Raw genomic sequence first — 21159 nt, forward strand, 5'->3', positions numbered from 1 at the left:
GGCACCCTCACCCCCACCCTCTCCCGAGGGGAGAGGGAGTATCAGGTACTTCCCTGAATGGAATTGGATGTATGGACAGGACACGTCGCATGACAGGGCTCGCCTTGCTGCTGGCGGTGGCGTGGGCGGCACCGGTGCAGGCCCGGGAGGTGGGCCCAGAGGGCTTCGAGGCGCTGCGCACCGGCGAGCCCCCGCGCGTGGACGGGCGCCTGGACGAAGCGGCGTGGAGTCAGGCCCCCGTCTTCGACCGCTTCCACCAGAGCTTCCCCGAGCCTGACGCTGCCCCGAGCGAGCGCACGGAGGTGCGCGTCCTCTACGATGACAGCAACCTCTACGTAGGAGTGCGGTGCTTCGACGGCCAGCCCTCCGCCATCCGCGCGCCGCTCGGGCGGAGGGATGAGCTGCCCGTGTCGGACGTGGTGCGGGTGATGGTGGATAGCCTGAGAGACAGGCGCACGGGGCTCGTCTTCGCGGTGAACGCGGGCGGGACGCTGGCGGACGCGCGCATTACCCAGGATACGAAGACGGACACGGCGTGGGACGGCATCTGGGAGGGGGCCTCGTCGGTGGACGGGCTCGGGTGGAGCGCGGAGCTGCGCATTCCGTTGCGGCTGCTGCGCTTCCCGGAGGCGGGGGAGCAGCGCTGGGGCTTCCACGTGCGGCGCGAGCTGGCGCGCACCCACGAGGTGCTGGAGTCGGTGCCGCTGCCGCGGGATGTGAACGCGCTGGTCTCGCGCTTCGCGGAGCTGCGAGCGCTGCGCGAGCTGCGGCCACCGAGGCAGATGCTGGTGCTGCCGTACGTGGCGATGCGCTCGGTGCGCGAGGGGACGGGGCCGCTGGGGCCTTCGGCGGACGTGGGGGTGGACGTGCAGGCGGGGCTCACCTCCAACCTGTCGCTGACGCTCACCGTCAACCCGGACTTCGGACAGGTGGAGGCGGACCAGCTCCTCTACAACCCCAGCCGGGTGGAGCTGTACTTCCCGGAGAAGCGCCCGTTCTTCCTGGACGGGCTGGAGCTTTTCGAGCCGCTGGTGGACAGCGAGCTGCCGGAGCAGTCGTTGCTGTACTCGCGGCGGATAGGGTTGGAGCTGCCCATGTTGGGCGCGGTGAAGCTCAGCGGCAGCGTGACGGAGAACGTGCAGGTGGCGGTGCTGGACGCGGTGGTAGCGGGCGAGGCGGGGAGCGGGGAGGAGGAGCCGCTGGACACCTCGGTGCGCTTCCTGCCGTGGAGGCCGCTGCACGTGGCGCCACGCCACACCCTGCCCGGGCGCGTGGGCGCACCCACCAACTTCCTGGCCGGCGTGGTGCGGGCGCGCGTGTCCGAGGCCGCCACGGTGGGCGGCTCGGTGGCGCTGGCCACCCCGCTGCGGCCGGACTGCGATCCGGAGGACGCGGACCTGGAAGGGTGTACTGCCCGGGGAGGCCAGGCGGCCACGCTGGACATGGCGCTGCGCAGCGACTTGGGAGACTACGTGCTGGCGGCGCAGCTCTCCGGCTCGCGGGTGACGGGCGGGCCCGCCGAGGGCCGGCTGCTCGCGGATGGGACGCTGCTGCGCTCGGGAGACATGGGCTACGGCCTGCGGGTGAGCGGCGGCAAGGAAGGGGGGGAGCCCTGGCGGCTGCGCCTCGGGTATGGCCTCACCTCGCCCCGGTTGAACCTCAACCCCACCGGCTTTCAGCCCATGCACAACGAGCAGTTGCTGCTGGTGAACCCGGAGCTCGTCCGCATCGACTGGCGCGGGCTGCCCGAGGTGGCGGTGGGGGTGCACGCCCAACAGCGCTGGTCCGCCGATGGGCGCCACCTGCCGCTGAGTACGCGGGCGCAGGTGGAGGCGCGGGTGGTGCTGTCGGACTCGAGCGCGGGTGACTGCTACGTGGGCTTGGAGACGGCGCGGCAGGACCTGTTCGAGGTGGTGGGGTCGGGCGTGGCCCTGCAGCGCCCCTCCTTCGTCTTTGGGGGCTGCGCGTACGCTACGGACCGTTCCCGGCCGCTCGCGCTGGAGGCGGATGTGTACGCGGACCGGCTCGTGAGCGTGCCCGTGCGTCACTGGAGCACTGGCCAGAACGTCACGCTGGCCGGGACGTGGACGCCCCTGCCGCAGCTCAGCACCTCGCTGCGCCTCTCCTTCGAGAACGCATCGGACGGGCCGCGCTGGCTGGACAGCTCGCCCGAGGGACTGCATCGCTTCGGGGACCTGGTGCCTCGGTTCGTCGGGGTCACGCTGCGCCAGCTCGTGGTGCTCTCGCCCACGCTGACGCTCCAGGCGCATGCCCAGCTCTACAGCGGCTATGGGCGGTATGACCGCTTCTTCGGGGCCCTGGGCGAGCCGGGCTCTCGGCTGCGGCTAGCGGACCTGCGCGAGGTGCCTCTGACGGGAGAGGACCCGGCCTTCCACACGGCGGCCCTCAACATCAACCTGGTGCTGCGCTGGGAGTACGCGCTCGGCTCCACGCTCTTCGTGGTGTACGCGCGCTCGCAGGAGGCGCAGGCCCGTTCCGGGGCGCCCGTGCCCCTTACGCTGCTGCCCGAGGGCCTGTTGGACGGCGGCCACTCGGACGCGCTGATGGTGAAACTCTCCTACGCGCTCTGAGCTTCCCACTCAGCGGAGTGGGGGCAGCCTACCCTCCCAAGAACGGCCCTCGCTCATGGTCCTCTCAAAGGGGAGAAGCTCAGACTTCCTCGTCAGGCAAGAGCGTGAGGAGCAGTTCGTCGTCGGGCCCGAGCGGGCGCCAACCGGGCGGCGGTGGCGTGGCAAGGAGCGCATCACCAGCCCTGTCGGCGCGCTCCTTGTGGGTTTCTGGGGTGTACGCAAACCAGCGACCAAGTGCCTTGGCAACCTTGAAGCGGTTGGCATCGTCCAGCACAGTCGGCCACCCATCGGGAAGACTCTGGGACAACATGCGCACGAGCACATCACGCACGAAGCGAGTGACCTGCTTGCGCTGCTCCGCCTCGGCGAGCAACCCGCTCAGTACCTGCACTCCTGCGATGTCGTCCGGGCCCAACTCGTCGGCCAGCGCCACCAAGGAGGCCGTGGGGCGGGCGTTCGCGAAGGCAGTGACCGAGTCGTAACCCCGCTCGCGAACCCGGTCATACAGGCGCACCTTCCAGTTACCCTCCCAGGAACGGCCCTCGCTCATGGTCCTCTCCAGGGGGCGAGGCTCAGGCTTCTTCGTCGGGCAGGAGCGTCAGCAGCAGCTCGTCGTCGGGTCCGAGTGGCCGCCACCCTGGGGGAGGAGGAGTGGCAAGGAGTGCATCACCGATCCGCCTTACGCGCTCCTTATGCGTTTCTGGGCTGTAAGCGGTCCACGTGCCGAGCGCCACGGCAACCTTGAGGCGGTTTTCGTCGTCCAGCACGGCCGGCCAGCCGTTGGGGAGACGCTGAAACAGTTCGCGCACGAGTTGCCCTCGCACCAAACGTGTGACCTTGCGGCTTCGCTCCGCCTCGGCCACCAACCCGCTGAACACCTGCACTGCCGCGATGTCCTCAGGGCCAAGCTCGTCCGCTAGTGCCAGTAGCGAAGCAGTGGGGCGCGCCTCGGCGAAGGCGGTGAGCGAGTTGTAACCTCGCTCGCGGACCCGCTCGTACAGGCGCGCCTTGATGTTGCCCTCCCAAGCACGTCCGTCGCTCATCTCCCACCACAGCGGATAAAGTTCATTGGCATTCTGTACTTCATCATTTGCTCCGCGACGATCTCCAGGATCGTGTTCCGCGTCAACATCCGGCCAGCCTTGGCCTCAGCCTCGTACAGCGTCTCCATGGTCAGCCGGTTCCATTCACCGGGCCACTTGCGCCCCAGCTTCCAGTTTCCACCACCGTGAATCGCCTGATGGTGCGATTGCTGCAGCGTGACGCAGAACCAGTCGATGCTCATCTTGCCGGTGAAGCCGCGCTTCTCGAACCACGCGCGGAACTCCTTCGGCATGACGTGGTGATCTGGGGGCTCGGCCATGCCGGCGCCCGTCTTGCCCGTCACGCGCATGGCACGCACCTCGGGCGCATCGCCGAGCGCGTCGCGCACGCCCCGCGGGAGGTCGCCGTGGCCCTGGGCCATCATCACGAGGCCGGCCTGAATCCGCACCGCGGCGCTGACGGCGGGCACGGAGAGGACGCCCGCGCGCACCAACTGGCGCATCATCTCCACCCACTCGGCGGACACCACAATCCGTGTTCCCATCATCACGCCGTTGGGGCTCACCATGAGACCCACACCGAGCGTGGCGGGAGTCGCCGCGCGCAGCGCGGGCAACGTGAACTTCAGCACCGACAGGGTGGTGAGCGCCTCCATGGATTCCTTCAGCACCAGTGCCGTCTCGAGGACCTTCGCCCCCTTGTGTATGGCCTCGAGAAGTGTGGCGAATTCGCTCGTGAGGTGGCCTACCAGGGCGGGCATGTCCTCCGCCGCTGACTCCACCTGCTCTGGCTCCAGGGACGAAAGAGCCGTCATGGAGGGCTCCAGCATCTTCTGGCAGCGCTCCATCTTCACGTACAGCGTCTCCACGCCGTAGAGGTGCCGGGAGAGTGTGGCGTCGGTGAGGTTGAGGAAGTCAAACCACACGGCCAGCAGCATGGAGCCCATCATGGCGGCCTCCAACCGTGGGCCAGCGAGGCGCAGCAGGGCGAGTTGCATGTCCGGGTCCTCCACCTCCGACGCCTCGGCAGCGAGCTCATTGGCGGTGGCAAGCTCAGAGTCAATCCATCGCAACCAGGCTTCGCCATGGTCGACGTAGCGGACGAAGCTGCCGTTGCCCGCGCCAGCGATGCCGGAGTGGCTGGCCCTGAGTCTGGAGAGCTCGCGGGAGATGCGGCGGGTGGTGCCGGACACCTCGCCCGCGCTTCCGCGAAAGGCCAGGTGGGCAGCGAGGGCGCTCTGCCACACAGTCGCGTCGGCGCTGCCAGGGCCTGCCCCCGGCACCGCCTCCCGGGAACCTCGATTGCGCAGCCGCCCCGGTGCCTCGGGCCCAGGAGGGGAGGGTGCTCCTCCGGCCAAGGCGGGCCCGGTGGCGCCGTGCGGGGTGTAGCGCAGGCTCCGCCCCATCTCGGGTGGTGGCGTCAGCGGCACACAGGCGTTGGACAGGAGCGCCAGGGCAAGCAGCGGCAACACCAGCCGCGTGGACGTCATCAGTGCCTCCGGAGGGTGACGCCCACTTTAGCGATTGCCCCCGACAGAGCCGGGCCGCGGCCACACGGACCCGTTGAGGGTGAAGCTCTCCTATGCGCTCTGGCCTGCCCGGCTACCCTCTGGGCTTCCGTCAGGTGCTGGACAGGAGGGCCCCTGTCCTCGCTAGACTGCGCACCCGAGAGGAAGGTCATGGCCACGCGAAAGATCATCCAACCCGCAGCGTCTGGTAACACCGGCATGTCGGCGGGCACCCTCAATCTCTCGGGATTCGTCGAGCAGCTCAGGAAGCAGACCGACTCCGCCCGAGTCCAGAAAGCGACCTCGATGCTCCAGAGCGATCGCTTCCAGCTCTTCGACGAGGTGACCGATGAGCACGTCACCGGCGTCGTCAAAAGCCAGACGGACTACTCTCTCTTCTACGCGTGCAAGATCGACAAGCATGGGAACTTCATGTGCTGCACGCAGAACCTCAACCGCTGCGGCGGCCTCGGCGGCAACAAGCCCTGCAAGCACATGCTCGTGTTGATGATCGGCCTCGTGCAGGGCGGGAAGATCGACGCCACCCGGCTCTCCGAGTGGACGAAAGCGCTCAAAGGCAAGAAGCCGGTGATCGACAAGGACGCGATGAGCGCCACCTTCGTCAAATACAAGGGCGCCGAGGCCGGTGAAATCGAGTGGCGCCCGACGGAGACCACCCCTGAAGACTATTATGCCTTGTAGCCGGCTCGCCCGATGAGCAGCCTTGAGGAAGTCGGACAGGAAGCGGACACCCTCCGCACGGAGCTCGAGCAACTCTATGTGCGCGGCCTCGCATCGTCGTCCGCCGCGGACTGGAAGAAGCTCGCATCGCTCGCCGAGCAGTGGGAGCGCATCGGCGCAGGGCACATCGCGTCGCGTTTGACGGCCGCGCTGCGGGCCGCCGAGGCCGGCACGAAAGACGCGCCGCGTGCGCTCCTCTCCGCGCACACCAGCCTGCACGTGTTCGAGCGCGTGCTCAGCCTCGAGGCCGCGGCCGAGGCGTGGGCCGAATACGTCGCAGCACAGAGTGAAGAAGGCGAAGAAGGGGCGGCGGATGCAGCGCCGGCGGCCTCCGCGCCGCCCGCCGTGAAGCCGCCCGCCGCCGCGCCCCCCATCGAAGATCCCAAAGGCGCGCTCGCGCTTCTCGAGGAGCTGTCACGCGCGGTCGAGGACCTGGTGCGCACGGGCGTCCCCGTCGCCACCGAGGCCACGCGCGCCAAGATCGATGCGTCCTTCAAGGAGGCGTCGCGCCGCAAGTTCCTCCGGCTCGGTCCGTCGCTGCGCTACGTCAACGACGATGTCGGCCGTTACCTCGCCGGCGACCCGCAGTTTTCGATCCGGCGCTTCTCGTTCTTCCTCCACCGCTCGTGGCTCCTCGCCCGCGGGATGGTGAAGGCGATCCGCGACAAGAATGACGCGCTGTTCGCGGCACTGGCCGCCGCCCCGTCGGCTGCACCGCGGCCGGTCAAGTCCATCGAGGTCGTCACGCTCGGCGTGCTCAAGCGCACCGTTGCCAGCGCATACACGTTCGAGTTCAAGCTGCGCATCGTGGGCGCCGCGGAGCCGGAGCTCGTGGGGCGGAGCATCACCTACAGCCTCGTGTTCGCGCGCAAGGCCGAGGGGAAGGCGAAGGATCTCCCGGCTGAGGCCTATCTGCACCTGAGTCAGCCGCAGAAGTTCATGCCCAGGGTCTTCCGCCAGGACAAGGTCGTGAAGATCACCGACGCGGCGTTGATGCTCGACGAGCGCGGCGGCGGCCGGCTCGCACTCGGGCCCAAGAGCACCGTGACCGAGGGCTCTGTCCATACGGACTGGCCACCCCTCTTCCAGTTCGACCCCGCCGCGGCGCTCGAGCGCGTGAAGCGCCACACGCCGGGGCCGCTGGATCTCGCGGTCGAGCTGCAGGAGGAGGTCGTCGTCGCCGGGGCCACGATGAGCGAGAAGCCGATCAAGACCGGTGATGGCCGGCGGATCTTCGCGCTCAGCGGTGCGGGCGGGCTCTCGTTCGATGCGGTGATCCCCGATGGCCCGGACGGCGAGGAGCTCCTGCCACGCCTGCGCGCGGCGCTCAAGCAGGCCGACAAACCCCTCCTCTATGGCATCACCTATTATGAGTTCGGCCGCATGATGCTCCTGCCGCTGTCATTGCTCTACAGCGGCTCCGCGGCCCCCGAGCCCGAGCCCGCACCCAAGGCCCAGGCCTCGAAGAAGAAGGGCACCAAGGGCGAGGGCAAGGCGAAGGTGACGAAGGACGGCGGCCCGGAGCATCTCATGCTGAGTGACAAGACGTTCGATGTCTCCGCCCTCGTGGGCAATCTGTTCTGAGGACCGGTGAGAAGCATGGCGAAACCCGCGAAGAAATCCGAAGAGACCGCAGCCCCTCCCGTATCCGAGATCCTCAAGGAGCCGGCGGAGATCAAATACGCCCACGAGCTGGAGGCCCTGCGCCAGAACGAGAAGGATGAGGTCCCCGCCGCCTGGAAGCTGTCTCCGCGCTCGGTGCTCGCCTACATCGTCGGGACGAAGAAGCCGCTCACCGCGACCATCAATGGCGCCCAGGTCGAGGTGCCCATCACGCGCAAGTTCTTCGGTGACGACACCATCGTCGAGCGGTCCATCGTGACGCTCGCGAGCGAACGCGCGCTGCTCCTCGTGGGAGATCCGGGCACGGGCAAGAGCTGGCTCTCCGAGCACCTCGCCGCGGCGATCAGCGGCTGCTCGACGCTGACGATTCAAGGCACGGCCGGCACCACCGAGGAGCAGATCAAATACTCGTGGAACATCGCGCGCATCATCGCCGAGGGGCCCAAGCCCGAGAACATGATCGCCTCGCCGTGCATGATCTCGATGCGCAAGGGCGCCATCTTCCGGTTCGAGGAGATCACCCGCTGCGTCGGTGACGTGCAGGACGCGCTCGTCTCCATCTGCTCGGACAAGGCCATCGCGGTGCCCGAGCTGCCGGGGGATGCCATGGTGTTCGCCAAGCCTGGGTTCAACATCATCGCCACCGCCAACGCGCGAGATCAGGGCGTCAACGAGCTGTCCGCCGCGCTCAAACGCCGCTTCAACTACGTGCACATCCCGGTGGTCGCCGACCAGAAGACCGAGGTCGAGATCGTCCGCACCCGCTCCAAGGAGCTGCTCGAGCGCTACAAGATCGCCGCCCGCGTGGAGGAGCCCGTGCTCAAGCTGCTCGCCACGGTGTTCCGCGAGATGCGCAATGGCGTGACGGCCGAGGGCGTCAACGTCCAGAAGCCCTCGACCACGCTGTCCACCGCCGAGGCCATCGGCGTGGCGCTCGATGCCGCCATCCACAGCCGGTATTTCGGCTCGGGCGTCGTGGGCGCCGACTCCATCGGCCGCAACCTCGTGGGCTCGATCGTCAAGGAGGACCTCGACGACGTGAAGGTGCTCAAGGAGTACCTGTCCCTGGTCGCCAAGAAGCGCGGCGAGGGCGACGCGCAGTGGAAGGCGTTCTACGAAGCGGCCATCTCCGCCATCAAATAGCCGATGACCCCCGCCTCCCCCATCGCCCAGATCCTCGAGGAGCTCGACGCCGGGCGCATCGAAGCGCGCGCGCACGCCGTGCTGGCCGAGCCTCTTCACTGGTTCCCGGTGCGGCACCACTCTCCCGCGGTCGCCCGCCACGTCGCCCAGACCATCCAGGCGCGGCGGCCGTCGATCGTCTTCATCGAGGCCCCCTCGGACGCCTCGGAGCTGGTGCCGCACATCGTCGACAAGAAGACGAAGCCGCCGATCGCGCTGTTCTCCTCGTACCGCGACGACGACAACACACTTGGGCTCGCGGGCATCGAGAGCCCGGCGCCCGACGTGCCCTTCAAGGTGTCTGTCTATTATCCGCTGCTCTCGTACTCACCCGAGTACGTGGCCATGCGCGAGGCGGCAGCGCTCGGGGCGCGCGTGGTGTTCATCGACCTGCCCTACCGCGCCCGGGTGAAGAGCGCGGCCGAGCGAGGCCTCCAGGGGGCGCCAGAGGAGTCCGGCCCGCGGCAGCCCGCGCCCGAAGAAGAGGTGGGTCCGCCCCGCGATGACGAGCATCACGTGGCCGAGCACCACGAGAGCCAGCCAGGCTGGGAACACCTCGCAGTGGAGAGCAGCTTCTACCAGAAGCTCGCGGACGCGGCGGGGTACCGCTCCTTCGACGAGTGCTGGGATGCGCTCTTCGACGTGTCCCTGCGCCACTCGGACACGGAGAGCTTCCGGCGCGACCTGGCCTATTTCTGCGCTGCGGTGCGCGCCACCACCAGCCGCGAGCGGATGGAGCTCGACGGCACGCTCCTGCGCGAAGCGCATATGTGGAGCACCATCACGCGCACCCTCGCCGAGACCCGGACGCCGCCCGAGAAGGCCATGGTGGTGTGCGGCGGGTTCCACATCTTCCTCGAGAAGAGCACGGAGCCTGGCCGGGCCCTTCCGCCGGGCACCGTGTACAACTCCCTGGCGCCGTATTCCTACCTGCGGACGAGCTCCGACACCGGCTATGGGGCCGGTAATCGCGCGCCCCTCTACTACGAGCGCCTCTTCCAGCACTCCGAGTCCGACCCCGCGAACGCGCCTGTCGCCGCGATGGTGGACCACGTGGTCAGCGTGCTGGCACGTGGCCGGCGTGACGGAGAGCTGCTGTCCTCGGCGGACGCCATCTCGGTGACGCAGCATGCGCGCATGCTCGCGAATCTGCGCAACCGCTCCGCGCCGATCCTCGACGACGTGCGTGACGCGCTGATCTCCTGTTGTTGCAAGGGCTCGCCGCAGCAGGAGGGCAGGTACCTCCTGGGCGCGATGAAGGCTGTCGAGACCGGCACGGCCGTGGGCCGCGTCACCCCCGCGCTCGGCAAGCTCCCGCTCCTCTATGACTTCTACAAGGCGCTCGACGAGCTCGACCTCGGCGAGTACGTCACCAAGGACAGGAAGGCCAAGGTCGTCCTCAAGCTGCAACAGGCGGAAGACGAGCGGCGTTCGATCTTCTTCCACCGGCTCGCGCAGATCGGCATTCCCTTCGCCAAACAGCTAGCCGTCGACAAGGCGGGCACCCTGTTCACCGAGGAGTGGGAGGTCGCGTGGACTCCCAAGGTCGAGGCCGCGCTCATCGAGGAGAGCATCCACGGCGACAGCGTGGAGTCCGCGGCGCTCGCCAAGCTCGACGAGGAGCTGGCGCAGGCGGCGGGCTCGGCCGGCGCCGTCGCGGAGCGCCTGCTGCGAGCCGTGAACATGGATCTCCCGGGGATGGTGCTGCGCCTGCAGGCGTCGGCCGGCGGGGCGATCGATGCGGACACACGGCTCGCTTCGCTTGGACAGGCCTTGACGCACCTCGTGGTGCTGGAGCGTCAGGCCGCACGGCGCCGCCTGAAGAAAGACCTCCTCGATGACCTGATCGAGCGGTGCTTCGGCCGCGCGTGCTTCGCCATGCCGAACGCGGCCAATGTCCCGGCCGAGGAGTTCGACGAGGTGGTGGCCGGGGTGAAGAGCCTCGCGGAGGTGCTCATCAGTGAGAAGGGCGCGGACCTGGATCGCGACCTGTTCATCGAGAACGCGCGCACCACGCTCGCCGATTCGAAGAGCCAGCGCCTCCGCGGTGCGCTCTCCGGCGTCCTGACGGAGATCCGCGCTCAATCGCCCGAGGACCTCGCGGCCGACGTGGCGCGCTTCGCGAAGGCCCTGCCCGAGGAGATGGTCCAGTGCGGGGACTACCTGAGCGGCGTCATGGAGACCAGCAAGACGGCGTTGATGCTCGGCGCCGATGGCATCGTCCATGCCATCGACGAGCTCCTGCGCGTGGCCAGCTGGGACCAGTTCCTCATGCTGCTCCCGCGCACGCGTGGCGCCTTCGAGGCCGTGCACGAGCGCTCGCGAGTCTCGCTCGGGGATCGCGTCGCCGTGATGTATGGCCTCAAGGATGACGACGCGGCGGCGGTGACGAAGCTGGAGACGAGTGTCGGCGCCGCGGTGAAGCTCTCGGAGATCGACGCGCGGGTGGGGGAGATCATGAAAGAGTGGGACTTCGCATGAGCACGCCGCCAAAGCCCGCCAGGCGGTCGCTGAAAGACCTGACCGACCAGGAGCGCGGGCAGATCAATCGCTGGAGGCTCGTGCTCGGCAAGAGCGCCGAGCAATCAGGTCTGGGCATCTCGCCCGGCGTGGGCGACGGGGACTGCGAGGGCGCGGAGGAGGCGCTCGACTTCCTCTTCAACGAGCGTGGCGGCAGCTCGAGCGGCTCGAACCTCACGGTCCCCCGGTGGATTGACTCGGTGAACGAGCTCTTTCCACGGCAGGCCAAGGAGGTGCTGGAGCGCGAGCTCGTCCAGCGCAAAGGCATCCACCAACTGCTGGAGCAGCCCGAGCTGTTGGAGCGGATCGAGCCCAACGTGGAGCTGGTGAAGACGCTCCTGACGCACAAGGATCTGCTGACGCCCAAGACCCGGGTGCTCGCGCGCAAGGTCATCGACAAGGTCGTCAACGAGCTCAAGAAGAAGCTCGAGGTGCGGGTGGAGCAGGCAATTACTGGGGCCGTCCGCAAGGACAAGCACTCTCCGAGGCGGGTGTTCAAGAACCTGGACCTCCGGACGACGCTGCGGCGCAACCTCAAGAACTGGAACGGCGAGCGGCAGAAGCTGTTGATCGACCGGATCTGGTTCCATGCGGCCGAGAAGAACAAGCGGCCCTGGCACGTCATCGTGTGCGTGGATCAGTCCGGCTCGATGCTGGAGTCGGCGATCTTCTCGGCGGTGATGGCGTCGATCTTCGCGGAGCTGCCCGGGGTCAAGACGTCGCTCGTGCTCTTCGACACGCAGATCGTGGACCTCAGCGACAAGGTCGGAGAGCCGGTGGACGTACTCCTGAGCGTGCAGCTGGGAGGCGGCACCGACATCACCCGGGCCCTGGAGTACTGCTCGGGGCTCGTGCGCGAGCCTGCGCGCACCATCGTCGTGCTCATCACCGACTTCTACGAAGGCCGCTCCGAGGAGGACCTCGTGCGCGTGGTGAGGCGGCTGGTGGACGCGAATGTGCGCATGGTGGGGCTCGGGGCGCTCGGCTATGACGCGCAGCCTCAATACAACCGGAACACGGCGGGCCGGCTGCGTAAGGAAGGGATGGACATCCTGGTGTGCACGCCGGAGAAGCTCGCGGAGGCGATGGGGAAGATCATCACCGGCTGAGGCCGCCCTCCCATGAGGAGCGCGGTAGGGGGACGGGCTTGTGGGCAACTGCTGCCTGGCGCTCAACACCAGGCGAGCTGCGCTGGCCCTGCGCCGGGGTCAGGTTCACGGGCCGTGAGGGCAGGTGGGCCGCTCTGCTGCACGAGGTTCTCTCTGCGTGTCACCCATCCGCTTGCCCTTACTCATGGCTGGACTCGGTGCGGCTCCGTCGGCAGCATGGACCGACCATGCGCTCGTTCCTTCTCGCCTCGAGCCTCCTGGTTGCAATGGGTTGCGGCCGTGATCCCGAGGGACCCCGCCTCAGCCTTCAGGAGCTCCCTGAGCCCAAGCTGTACCTCAGCGTCTCGACTGGAGCCAACGCGTTGGGTTCGTTTCACGGCCTGGGCGCCATGCGCGTGACGATCATCACGGGGGCGCCCGGGTGCGTCGGTATGCGTCGCGGCGTCACGGGGGCGATCAACGAGCTGAGCCTGGGCACCTTCCAGACTGGGAGCACGTACTACTCGTACGATGCGCAGGGCGATGTGTGCAGCCCTCCCGGCTTCTACGTCGACGACAACCACCGCGCGAGCCGTCCCGACGCGGCTTCGCGCCTCCCCGACTTCACCGCGGAGACCGCGAACATCGTCATCTCTGATGGAAATACGGAGTGGCGCGCGGAGTTCCAATCGGTGTGCGCTGCGCGCTCGGTGACGCTCGCGTCGCCAGCCACCGGCAGCGTGCGCGCGGGTGACCCCGTGGTGCTGCAGTGGTCCCCGGCCACGGATCTCGTCTCTCCGGACATGCTGCTCGTCCGCAAGGAAGGGGCCGAGGAGATCGTCGACCGCGTGTATCGGCTGACCGTGGAGGGCACGACAGTGAAGTTCGTCATGCCAGCGCTCGAGGCCGAGGGCCGCTACACGTTCGAGCCCATTGGCGTCGTCCCGTTCCGCGCGGGGGTCGCCAGGTGCGACGGCCCCGTCGTGTGTGATGCGCAGTGCACGGACATCAAGGTGGCGCCCGCGACGGTGGACTTCGCGCTGTAGCCCCAGAGAGTGCGGTGCAGCAGCTCGAGCGGATGCTGGGGCCACCGGCCATGAGCGCCTCGGCATTGTCCAGGCAGGTGGACGTGGGCTTCAGGGGGGGACTCCAATCGCTTGGGAGCTGTATGACCGCCGAACCCTGGACGGAAGCCCGGTGGAGGGCAGGTTCCATCGCAGGAGCGCATCGTCGAGCCGCGTGGGCTGGGTCGTCTCCGTGGGCGAGGGCGGCGTGCTCATGGTGGACTACGCCGGCAACGTGCACGGTCCTCTCCCGGCGCGTACCACCCTCACACTAGGAGCCTGTCGGAATACCTCGGCTACCCACTACATGAGGGGTAGTGCGACTCAAACACACCGCTATGGTTGGTATGTAGGAGTCGTTTTTCGGCGATTCTCCGACAAGCTCCTAGTACTACGAGGTCACTTCGGAAGTAACCTCGGGCGACCCGTGTTTACAAGTCAGGATGACACGGGCACAGCTGCGCCAGCTCGACCGGGAGCTGGGCGAGTACATGGAGTCGATGGTGGAGGGCATGGGGCGCAGTGAGCGGCGCCGTGCTCTGGAGTGGTACGTGACGGGGCTGCTGCTGGAGGGGGGAGCGCAAGAGCATCGAGCCGATGGCGGCCCGGCTGGTGGAGGATGAAGCGCAGGTGGATGCCATGCGCCAGCGACTGCAACAGTGCGTGTCGGCGTCCAACTGGAGCGATGCCGAGCTGCGTCGGCGCCTGGCCACGAAGTTGGAGGCGGAGCTGCCGGAGTTGGAAGCCTTCGTCATAGACGACACGGGCTTTCCCAAGAAGGGGACGCACTCGGTAGGCGTGGCCCGGCAGTACTCCGGGACGCTGGGACGCACTGACAACTGCCAGGTGGCCGTCAGCCTGCATCTGGCGGGAGAGAAAAAGGCAGCGGCTGCATCGCCATGCGGCTGTACCTGCCCGAGGAGTGGCCCCACAGCCGCAAGCGTCGCAGCGTCGCGGGAGTCCCCAAGGAGGTACGTTTCCTGCGCAAGTGGGAGATTGCCCTGGAGCAACTGGATGACTCGTTGGCGTGGGGCGTGCGCCAGCATGTCACCCTGGCGGATGCCGGGTACGGGGATGCTCGGGAGTTTCGTGACGGCCTGAGGGCACGAGGGCTGCACTACCAGGTGGGCGTGCAGGGTACGCACAAGGTGTGGCCACCAGGAGCCAGGCCCGCGCAGCCGCCGAAGGAGAAGGGAAAGAATGGACGCCCGCGTACGCGCTGCGAGGCCCAGGGGGTGAAGCCCTGGAGCATTGAGGAACTCGCCCTCCAGGTGCCCCAGGAGGACTTCCATACCGTCACCTGGCGTGAGGGCAGCCGTGGAGAGCAGTCCTCGCGCTTTGCCGCCGTGCGTGTGCACTCGGCCGAGCGGCACGTCCACGGTGCTGCACCTGGCCAAGAGGAATGGCTGCTGATTGAATGGCCCAAGGCGCAGAAGGCCCCGACGAAGTACTACCTCTCCTCGCTGCCGGGCGACACACCGCTCAAACAACTGGTGCGGCTGGCGAAGCTGCGCTGGCGCGTGGAGCGCAACTACCAGGAGATGGAGGCGGAGGTGGGCCTCGACCATTTCGAAGGCCGCTCCTGGCGTGGCTTCCACCACCACGCCACGCTCTGCATGATGGCTCACGGTTTTCTCGCCCCGCGCCGGGCGCTTTTTTCCCCGGAGGCGGACACCTTGGACGCTGCCCCAGGTGCGCCGCCGTCTTCAGCATTTGATACTGCGCCGTATCGGCCACTGTCCTCTCTGCCTGCGTAGCATCTGCGCCCGCGCTCCTCCCCTCGGGCCCTCTCGCATCTGACCGGGTAGTCTAGCGCAATTGCGCAAACTGTATGAGGACATCAATCAAGCAGTACTGGGATGCTATGGCTGGAGTGACTTGGCAAAAGAGCGGCATGGTTTTATTGAAACACCGCTCGGCGTGTGTTTTACATTGAAGTCTGAAAACATAGACAAGATGCTCGACCGTCTTCTCGAACGCAACCAACAGAGTTATGCCGAGGAGGTAAAGCAAGGCATTCCTGACACCCCAATCAAGGGGAAGAAGCCTAATGGAAAAGGCGATCCACAACCCCATCCAAGCGCGCGCGACCAAGAAGCTGAATGGGGGAACGAAATCCTCAACCAAGGACCTCTTCTGAGTTCTGATGGAGCGCCCGCGCTCCATTCTGGTCGCCATCTTCCAGGAACGAGGCACTTGAATTCTTCGTGTGAAGGGAGGACGCTCTTCCCAAGCTGGTCGCGCCACGCGTGATGTGGCCAGCCAGAGGCCATTTATCGAAAGGCGCTGGAGCATCCCCAACACGCCGCGCGACCTCTCGATCCTCGATACCTATACGTTCTCGTCGAGCCATGCCACGATCTTGATGGCATCGACGCAGTTCCCCACGGAGAACACGACACGGGATGCTTTCTTGATCGCGCTCCAGGAGCGAAATCTCGATCCCAAGAGGCCCATCCGGATCGCCATCGAGTTCAACATCGGCAGGGAGTCCGGTCGGAACCGCCACAACATCCGACTGGAAGGAAGGGCCGCGGGGCCCATCGTCGTTCGATGCCGGGGAAGCTTCGCCAACGACGCGGTCCGGAAGAAGGCGGACGACTTCTTCGCCTTTCTGGACAAGAACAAGCTCATCGCTGGCTCCCCCGGAATCGCGTTGGAATCGCTCGATGACAAGCAGTATGCGCGAATCATCAAGCTGGACGGGCCGGATGTCTCCGGGTGCTGGACGGTTCTGGTGGGGCGTCTGAGTTGGTTCGCTTCCGTGGTTTCCGATTTCAAGACCGCTCCTGCTCAGGAGTAGTCCCGACGAAGAAGGGGAAGCCAAAGAAGCCACTGGAGTGCCTGTTGTCACCGGGGGGATGACACAACAACCCATGCCGAACCTCGAGAACCTCACCTCCTTCGAGGCCGTGACCTTCCCATCCCTGGATGAGGAGGGACGGGAACTGCTGGTCGCCTGTATCGCCGGCCGCTTCGAGTTGCCACCCGCTGGCCATTCGTCGGAGGCACCTCCTGCTCGCAGCGACCACCAGTTCCCTCCTCCCATGGAGGACACATGGTGGGGGCCGCCAGACACGTCCAGCCTTCGCGTGGAGGGACAGAGCACCTGGTTCCGCCCGGCCACCGACATCTACATTTCCGGAAAGGCCTGGGCACCGAAAGGCAAGCCCATCAAGGAGATGCAGGTGGGCGTCCGGATCGGCCCCTGTCGGAAGGTCCTCCAGGTCTTCGGCGAGCGAGTGTGGGCACGGGGTCTGCTGGAGCCTCGTCCCCTGGACCCCCTGCCCTTCGAGTCCATGCCGCTCGTCTACGAGCGCAGCTTCGGTGGGGCCACCGAGCCGCGCAACCCGGTGGGCAGAGGTCTCTACGCCTCGGCCCGGGCGGCGGTGGAGCAGCCACTTCCCAACCTGGAGGATCCCCTCCAGCTTCTCCGCCACCACGCCGACCAGGTGACCCCCGTGGGGTTCGGCCCCATTGCCCGGAGTTGGCAGCCTCGCCTCGCCTACGCGGGCACGTATGACGAGGCATGGCTCAAGAACCGCGCCCCCCTGTGGCCACCCGACTTCGATCGTCGCTTCTTCCAGGCGGCGGCCCCTGGACTCGTGGCCTCGCCCTGGTTGAAGGGGGGTGAGCCCGTGGTCCTCACCGGCTTGTCGCCCGACGGGCAGTGGGCCTTCCCGCTGCCCCGGCATCGCCTGGCCGTCAAGGTGATCTTCCAGCACCGGGTGGAGCGGCGCCCGCTGGCGCTGGACGCCATCCATCTCGAGCCCGAGGAGCGAACCCTGACGCTCATCTGGCGTGCGGCGGTGGTTGCCCATGGGGAGCTGTCCCGGCACGAATACAGCGTGGTACGCGAGTTGGAGCCCTGGGAGGAGGCGTCCCCATGAGCACCTGGCCGGAGGAAGTGGCGGTGCTCGGGCTGGGACTGTGTACGCCACTGGGGCTGACCGCCCGAACAACCCAGGTGGAGATGGCGGCCGGCACCGTGCGCTTCTTCCTGACGGAAGTGCTGGACAGGAAGGGAGAGCCGCTCCGGGCCTCCCGGCTGACGCTGCTGGAGCCGCACCGCACACGCTCGGAGCGCATGGGGGCCTTGGCCACCACCGCGCTCCATGACTGCTTGAAGGAAGCACGGGTGGAGAAGACCGAGCCCCTGCCCCTGGTGCTGGCGCTGCCAACACCGGGGAGTGGCCCGGCAGTTGACGAGGAATCGCTGCTGCGCGCACTCGCGGAGGTGGCGGCGCCAGCCCGGCTTCAGGTGCGGCCCGAAGGGCTATGCCGCGACGGACGCGCGGGATTCTTCGTGGCGCTGGCCCGGGCCATGGAACTGCTCCTGTCCGGGCACGCGAGGCGCGTGGTGGTGGGGGCCGTGGACTCCCTGTGCGACCCGGGCTCACTGGAGCACCTGCTGGCGCGGAGGCGGCTGCTGTGTTCCTCGGCACGGGAGGGTATCCTCCCTGGGGAAGGAGCCGGCTTCGTGCTGCTCGCGCGGGCCTCGGCGCCCAGGCGCGACGGGCCACGAGCCCAGGGACGCATCCACGCCCTGGCGCTCGCGAAGGAGCCCCGCCACAGGCTCCAGACCGAGCCCAGCCTGGCCGAGGGGCTCACGTCGGTCTTCCGCCAGCTCCACGCGCACCCGGCCGCTGGCTCCCGGCGGGTCGCGCATGTGCTCTCCTGCCAGACGGGAGAGGCTTACTGGGGTCATGAGTTCAACCGGGCATACCTGCGCAACGCGGCCCTCATGCCCGAACCGTTGGTGGGCCATCTGGTGGCGGAGAGTCAGGGGGACGTGGGGGCAGGCGCCGGTGCCATCCAACTCGGCCATGCGCTCCATGTCCTGGGGGAGCTGGACCCGGAGCACGAACAGGCCCTCCGGGCCCTGGTGTACGGCTGCTCCGACGAGGGCCGGGTCGGAGCCTTCATCATCTCGAGGGAGACATGACGAAGACATTCGCGAACGGGCGCACCATCGTCCACAAGGGCGATGGCAAGACCAACATCTCCGCGGCACCTGACGTGTGCAAGACCCCCTCTCCGGGAGGACCGGTGCCCGTGCCGTATGTCAACGTGGCGAAGGACGGCGACCTGTCCGAGGCCAGCAAGACGGTGGAGATCGAAGGCAATCCGGTGGCGCTGAAGGGCTCGGCCCTGAGCACGAGCACGGGAGACGAGGCCGGAACGGCGGGCGGGGGCTCATCTCCTCCAAGACGAAGGGGAAGATGACCTGGGGCACCTATAGCCTGGACGTGAAGTTCGAAGGCAAGGGGGTGGTGCGCTTCATGGACGTCACCCAGCACAACGGGAACACCTTCAACACGGCCTTCCTCCAGGAAGGCGGAACGGGGCTGGCGTATGGGGATGACCCGGTCAAGGGAAATACGAAATGCCCCGAGTGTAAAAAGGAGAAATCAGAGCACCGTATACACGAGCTGCACTTCGTCCAGGCGGAGGCGCGAAAACTCTCGAAAGAAATCTTGAGAGTGGCCAGCAAGCAGAAGCTCGGGATGCTCAAAACGCACGAGAACGAAGAAGGGGTCGAGATCCTTTCGGGCTACATGATCGGCGCCCTCATCTGCAAGTGCGGGCAGAAACTCTATGCAGCCATGTCTGGTGGCTACTACGTTGATGCGTTCACAGAGGCGGTCAAGAGCCTTCAACAAAGAGATGGCAGGTGGACCCTCTGTTCTCCTCTGGGCAAGGACGCCATCGTTACGAATCCCCAGGGCAAGAAGATGAAGCTTTCTGAATTCAAGGACAACATCGGCAGGAACAGACCAGGAGTTTGCGCGGGGCCCCAGCTCATCCAGAAGGCCTTGGGTGATGGACACGTGCCTGGGTCGATGTCCGAGATATGGTTCCGCCCCCCCATTCTCCGGCGCTTCCCCCAAGGCAGCAAGATCGTGAGGGTCAAGCACCTCCGGAACGAACTGGAGGCAGAAAAAGCATTCAGGCATCGTCAGAGCGTTCCCTCATGTGACACCTGCAAGGTGGTGTTGACTGCGATGCTCTGTGATGTCCAGGAGAAGACGTGTTGAGTGCGGTGACCGCGTTGTTCCTGAAGTCACCGGGAGGAAAAGATGCGCGACCTGATTGAATTCATCCGGCAATACGATCCGGAATACCCCTCGAAGATTCGGGGAGCCTCCGCTGATGAGACGGTGAGACTCGCGCAGTTGGTGGGTCGAGCCCTACCAGCCCACTACAAGGAGTTCCTGCTGCATCTGGGCAAGGACATGGGCGACCTCCAGATGCCAGAGACTGACTTTCGTATTGGCCGGGTGTTGAAATTCTATGAACTCGGCAAGAAGAAGCCGCCTACCCGTTTCATCTTCATCGGTGCGCAGGTCGAGGATCCCTACGATCGATACCTCCTCGACTGTGGTGACGGCCAACACCAGGACTGTCCCGTGCTCAGGGCCGACCCCCAGGAGCCATTCAAGACAACCGACAATCTCTGGGTATCTTTTCCGTCGCTCAAGGACATGCTCTTCGTGCTCGCCTTCGATGTCAAACGAATGGGATTGATGCCCCATCGGCGGCAGTTCACGCCCTCTTTCGAGGAAGGAAAAGACGGGTTGTCGCGCGTTCCGCCCGGACTGATGGACTCCGTGGAAAAGGTCTTGGCGAGGTTGGGATTCGAGAAGCAGCCGTACACCAGCGAACTGAACCCACTCTTCGAGAGAGGCGACGCGGCCTTCTATGCCAGCCGCAATCCCGAGGGGGGCGGGATGACGGCGCAACTGGCCGCGCAGGATGAGCGGGAGTTCAAGAAGTTGATCGAAATCATTCGTGACAACACGGCACTCCTCTGATGTGAGCCCGACCGTTTCTCAGACCATGACCAAGACCCTGCTGGATCACTCTGGCGCCGAGTCCTTCCTGCGCGAGTTCCAGGAGGAGCACCTCTCAGAGGTGGAGTTCCTCCTGCGGCAACGCAAGCGGCTGCTCCACGAGGCCGGTGCCCGCTGGACCGACGCCGAGGAGACCGAAACACGGCTCGCCCGCCACCTCGCGGCCATGCGTGCCTCCGCCGAGGTGTCCCTGGGCTGTGCGCGAGAAGCCGTGGCCAGCGGAGATGACGGGCAGTTCCTCGCGGGGCTCCATGTGCTGGCATCACTGGCGCCCCAGGAGGCGGGCATCGCCCCCCTTCTCCAGGCCCGGGAGGCGAGCCTCGAGGAAGTGCTGCCCACCTGGACCGAGGCGCTCGCCTTCGCCGCTCACCCCGAGTTGGCGGATTGCTGCTCCCGAGCGCTGGTCGATGCGCATCCCCGGGTGCGTGCCGCCGCCGCCGCACTCCTCGGTCACCGCCGGGAGGGAGAACCATCCCGGCTCATGCCCCTGCTCGAGGATGGGGACGGCGGGGTCCGTAGCACCGCCGCCCTGGCCCTCGCCCGGCTAGGCCACCGGCCCGCCCTGCCATCCATTGAATCCCTGCTCGCCCATTCGCCCACCGAGCATACAGAGCCTCTGGCACGGGCCGCGCTGCTGCTGGGCTCACGCCAGGCGCTGACGTTCTGTCGCCAGCTGTGTAACTCCGGCATGCCGCCTCCAACTCTCCCGCCGTTGCTCGCGTTGGCAGGGGACACCCAGGATCTGCCCGTGTTGCGCCGACTGTGTACGCGCCAGCCTCCCCTCACCGAAGCGGCATTCGAGGCACTGGGCTTGCTGGGGCTGGCCGCCGCCGTCCCCGAACTGCTGGAGCAGCTGGAGGCAGAGAATCCCCGGCAGCGACAGGCCGCCGCCTCGGCGCTCGGGCTCCTCAGCGGTGCCGGGCCCGGGTTGAAGGTCCGGGTAGC

At 66.9% G+C, this 21159-nt stretch carries 17 protein-coding genes and 1 pseudogene; 15 read left to right on the plus strand and 3 right to left on the minus strand.

Going from position 1 to position 21159, the window contains the following annotated elements:
* Positions 1-89 precede the first annotated feature (89 nt).
* Positions 90-2591: a carbohydrate binding family 9 domain-containing protein gene (locus tag OV287_RS00540; protein ID WP_267531977.1), complete on the plus strand. Its 2502-nt coding sequence runs from the start codon at positions 90-92 to the stop codon at positions 2589-2591.
* 79 nt (positions 2592-2670) lie between these two features.
* Here the strand turns inward: OV287_RS00540 and OV287_RS00545 are convergent, their stop codons facing one another.
* The 3 genes from OV287_RS00545 to OV287_RS00555 are packed head-to-tail and all read right to left on the minus strand — an operon-like array spanning position 2671 to position 5124.
* Positions 2671-3141, minus strand: a complete 471-nt coding sequence (locus OV287_RS00545) for an NUDIX hydrolase (RefSeq protein ID WP_267531978.1) — start codon at positions 3139-3141, stop codon at positions 2671-2673.
* Positions 3142-3163: 22 nt separating this feature from the next.
* On the minus strand, positions 3164-3634 hold the full coding sequence (locus OV287_RS00550; RefSeq protein ID WP_267531979.1) for an NUDIX hydrolase: 471 nt from the start codon (positions 3632-3634) through the stop codon (positions 3164-3166).
* Entirely contained in the window at positions 3631-5124 is a 1494-nt protein-coding gene (locus OV287_RS00555; RefSeq protein WP_267531980.1) for a DUF2380 domain-containing protein, read from the minus strand. The genes OV287_RS00550 and OV287_RS00555 overlap by 4 nt, the downstream gene beginning before the upstream one ends.
* Before the next feature lie 189 nt (positions 5125-5313).
* On the opposite strand from OV287_RS00555, the gene OV287_RS00560 reads away from it, so the two are divergent.
* The 14 genes and pseudogenes from OV287_RS00560 (at position 5314) to OV287_RS00630 (ending at position 20175) form a co-directional block, all read left to right on the plus strand.
* Positions 5314-5844 (plus strand): hypothetical protein, encoded by a 531-nt coding sequence (locus OV287_RS00560; protein WP_267531981.1) that lies wholly within the window; start codon positions 5314-5316, stop codon positions 5842-5844.
* Positions 5845-5856: 12 nt separating this feature from the next.
* Positions 5857-7467: a hypothetical protein gene (locus OV287_RS00565; RefSeq protein WP_267531982.1), complete on the plus strand. Its 1611-nt coding sequence runs from the start codon at positions 5857-5859 to the stop codon at positions 7465-7467.
* Between the two features lie 15 nt (positions 7468-7482).
* Entirely contained in the window at positions 7483-8649 is a 1167-nt protein-coding gene (locus tag OV287_RS00570) for an AAA family ATPase (RefSeq protein ID WP_267531983.1), read from the plus strand.
* Between the two features lie 3 nt (positions 8650-8652).
* On the plus strand, positions 8653-11169 hold the full coding sequence (locus tag OV287_RS00575; protein ID WP_267531984.1) for a DUF5682 family protein: 2517 nt from the start codon (positions 8653-8655) through the stop codon (positions 11167-11169).
* The gene (locus OV287_RS00580; protein ID WP_267531985.1) at positions 11166-12317 is read left to right on the plus strand and encodes a VWA domain-containing protein; all 1152 of its coding nucleotides are present in this window, start codon (positions 11166-11168) and stop codon (positions 12315-12317) included. The genes OV287_RS00575 and OV287_RS00580 overlap by 4 nt, the downstream gene beginning before the upstream one ends.
* 362 nt (positions 12318-12679) lie before the next feature.
* A complete protein-coding gene (locus OV287_RS00585) occupies positions 12680-13342 on the plus strand; it encodes a hypothetical protein (RefSeq protein ID WP_267531986.1) in 663 nt (220 codons plus the stop codon).
* 461 nt (positions 13343-13803) lie between these two features.
* A pseudogene (locus OV287_RS00595) lies at positions 13804-15117 on the plus strand (IS701 family transposase).
* A gap of 61 nt (positions 15118-15178) precedes the next feature.
* Positions 15179-15613, plus strand: coding sequence for a hypothetical protein (locus tag OV287_RS00600; protein ID WP_267531988.1), 435 nt, complete (start codon positions 15179-15181; stop codon positions 15611-15613).
* Positions 15570-16163, plus strand: coding sequence for a hypothetical protein (locus OV287_RS00605; RefSeq protein ID WP_267531989.1), 594 nt, complete (start codon positions 15570-15572; stop codon positions 16161-16163). Before OV287_RS00600 ends, OV287_RS00605 begins: the two co-directional genes overlap by 44 nt.
* Before the next feature lie 73 nt (positions 16164-16236).
* Complete coding sequence (locus tag OV287_RS00610; protein ID WP_267531990.1) at positions 16237-17250, plus strand: DUF2169 family type VI secretion system accessory protein; 1014 nt, start codon at positions 16237-16239, stop codon at positions 17248-17250.
* On the plus strand, positions 17247-18305 hold the full coding sequence (locus tag OV287_RS00615; RefSeq protein WP_267531991.1) for a beta-ketoacyl synthase N-terminal-like domain-containing protein: 1059 nt from the start codon (positions 17247-17249) through the stop codon (positions 18303-18305). The genes OV287_RS00610 and OV287_RS00615 overlap by 4 nt, the downstream gene beginning before the upstream one ends.
* The gene (locus tag OV287_RS00620; RefSeq protein ID WP_267531992.1) at positions 18302-18586 is read left to right on the plus strand and encodes a PAAR-like domain-containing protein; all 285 of its coding nucleotides are present in this window, start codon (positions 18302-18304) and stop codon (positions 18584-18586) included. Before OV287_RS00615 ends, OV287_RS00620 begins: the two co-directional genes overlap by 4 nt.
* Positions 18583-19398 carry a PAAR domain-containing protein gene (locus tag OV287_RS00625; RefSeq protein WP_267531993.1) on the plus strand — a complete coding sequence of 272 codons (816 nt, stop codon included), beginning with the start codon at positions 18583-18585 and terminating at the stop codon, positions 19396-19398. The genes OV287_RS00620 and OV287_RS00625 overlap by 4 nt, the downstream gene beginning before the upstream one ends.
* A 42-nt stretch (positions 19399-19440) precedes the next feature.
* Positions 19441-20175, plus strand: a complete 735-nt coding sequence (locus OV287_RS00630) for an SMI1/KNR4 family protein (RefSeq protein WP_267531994.1) — start codon at positions 19441-19443, stop codon at positions 20173-20175.
* Positions 20176-21159 lie beyond the last annotated feature (984 nt).

Origin of the sequence: Archangium lansingense, from assembly GCF_026626635.1 — a bacterium.
Lineage (GTDB): Bacteria > Myxococcota > Myxococcia > Myxococcales > Myxococcaceae > Archangium > Archangium lansingense.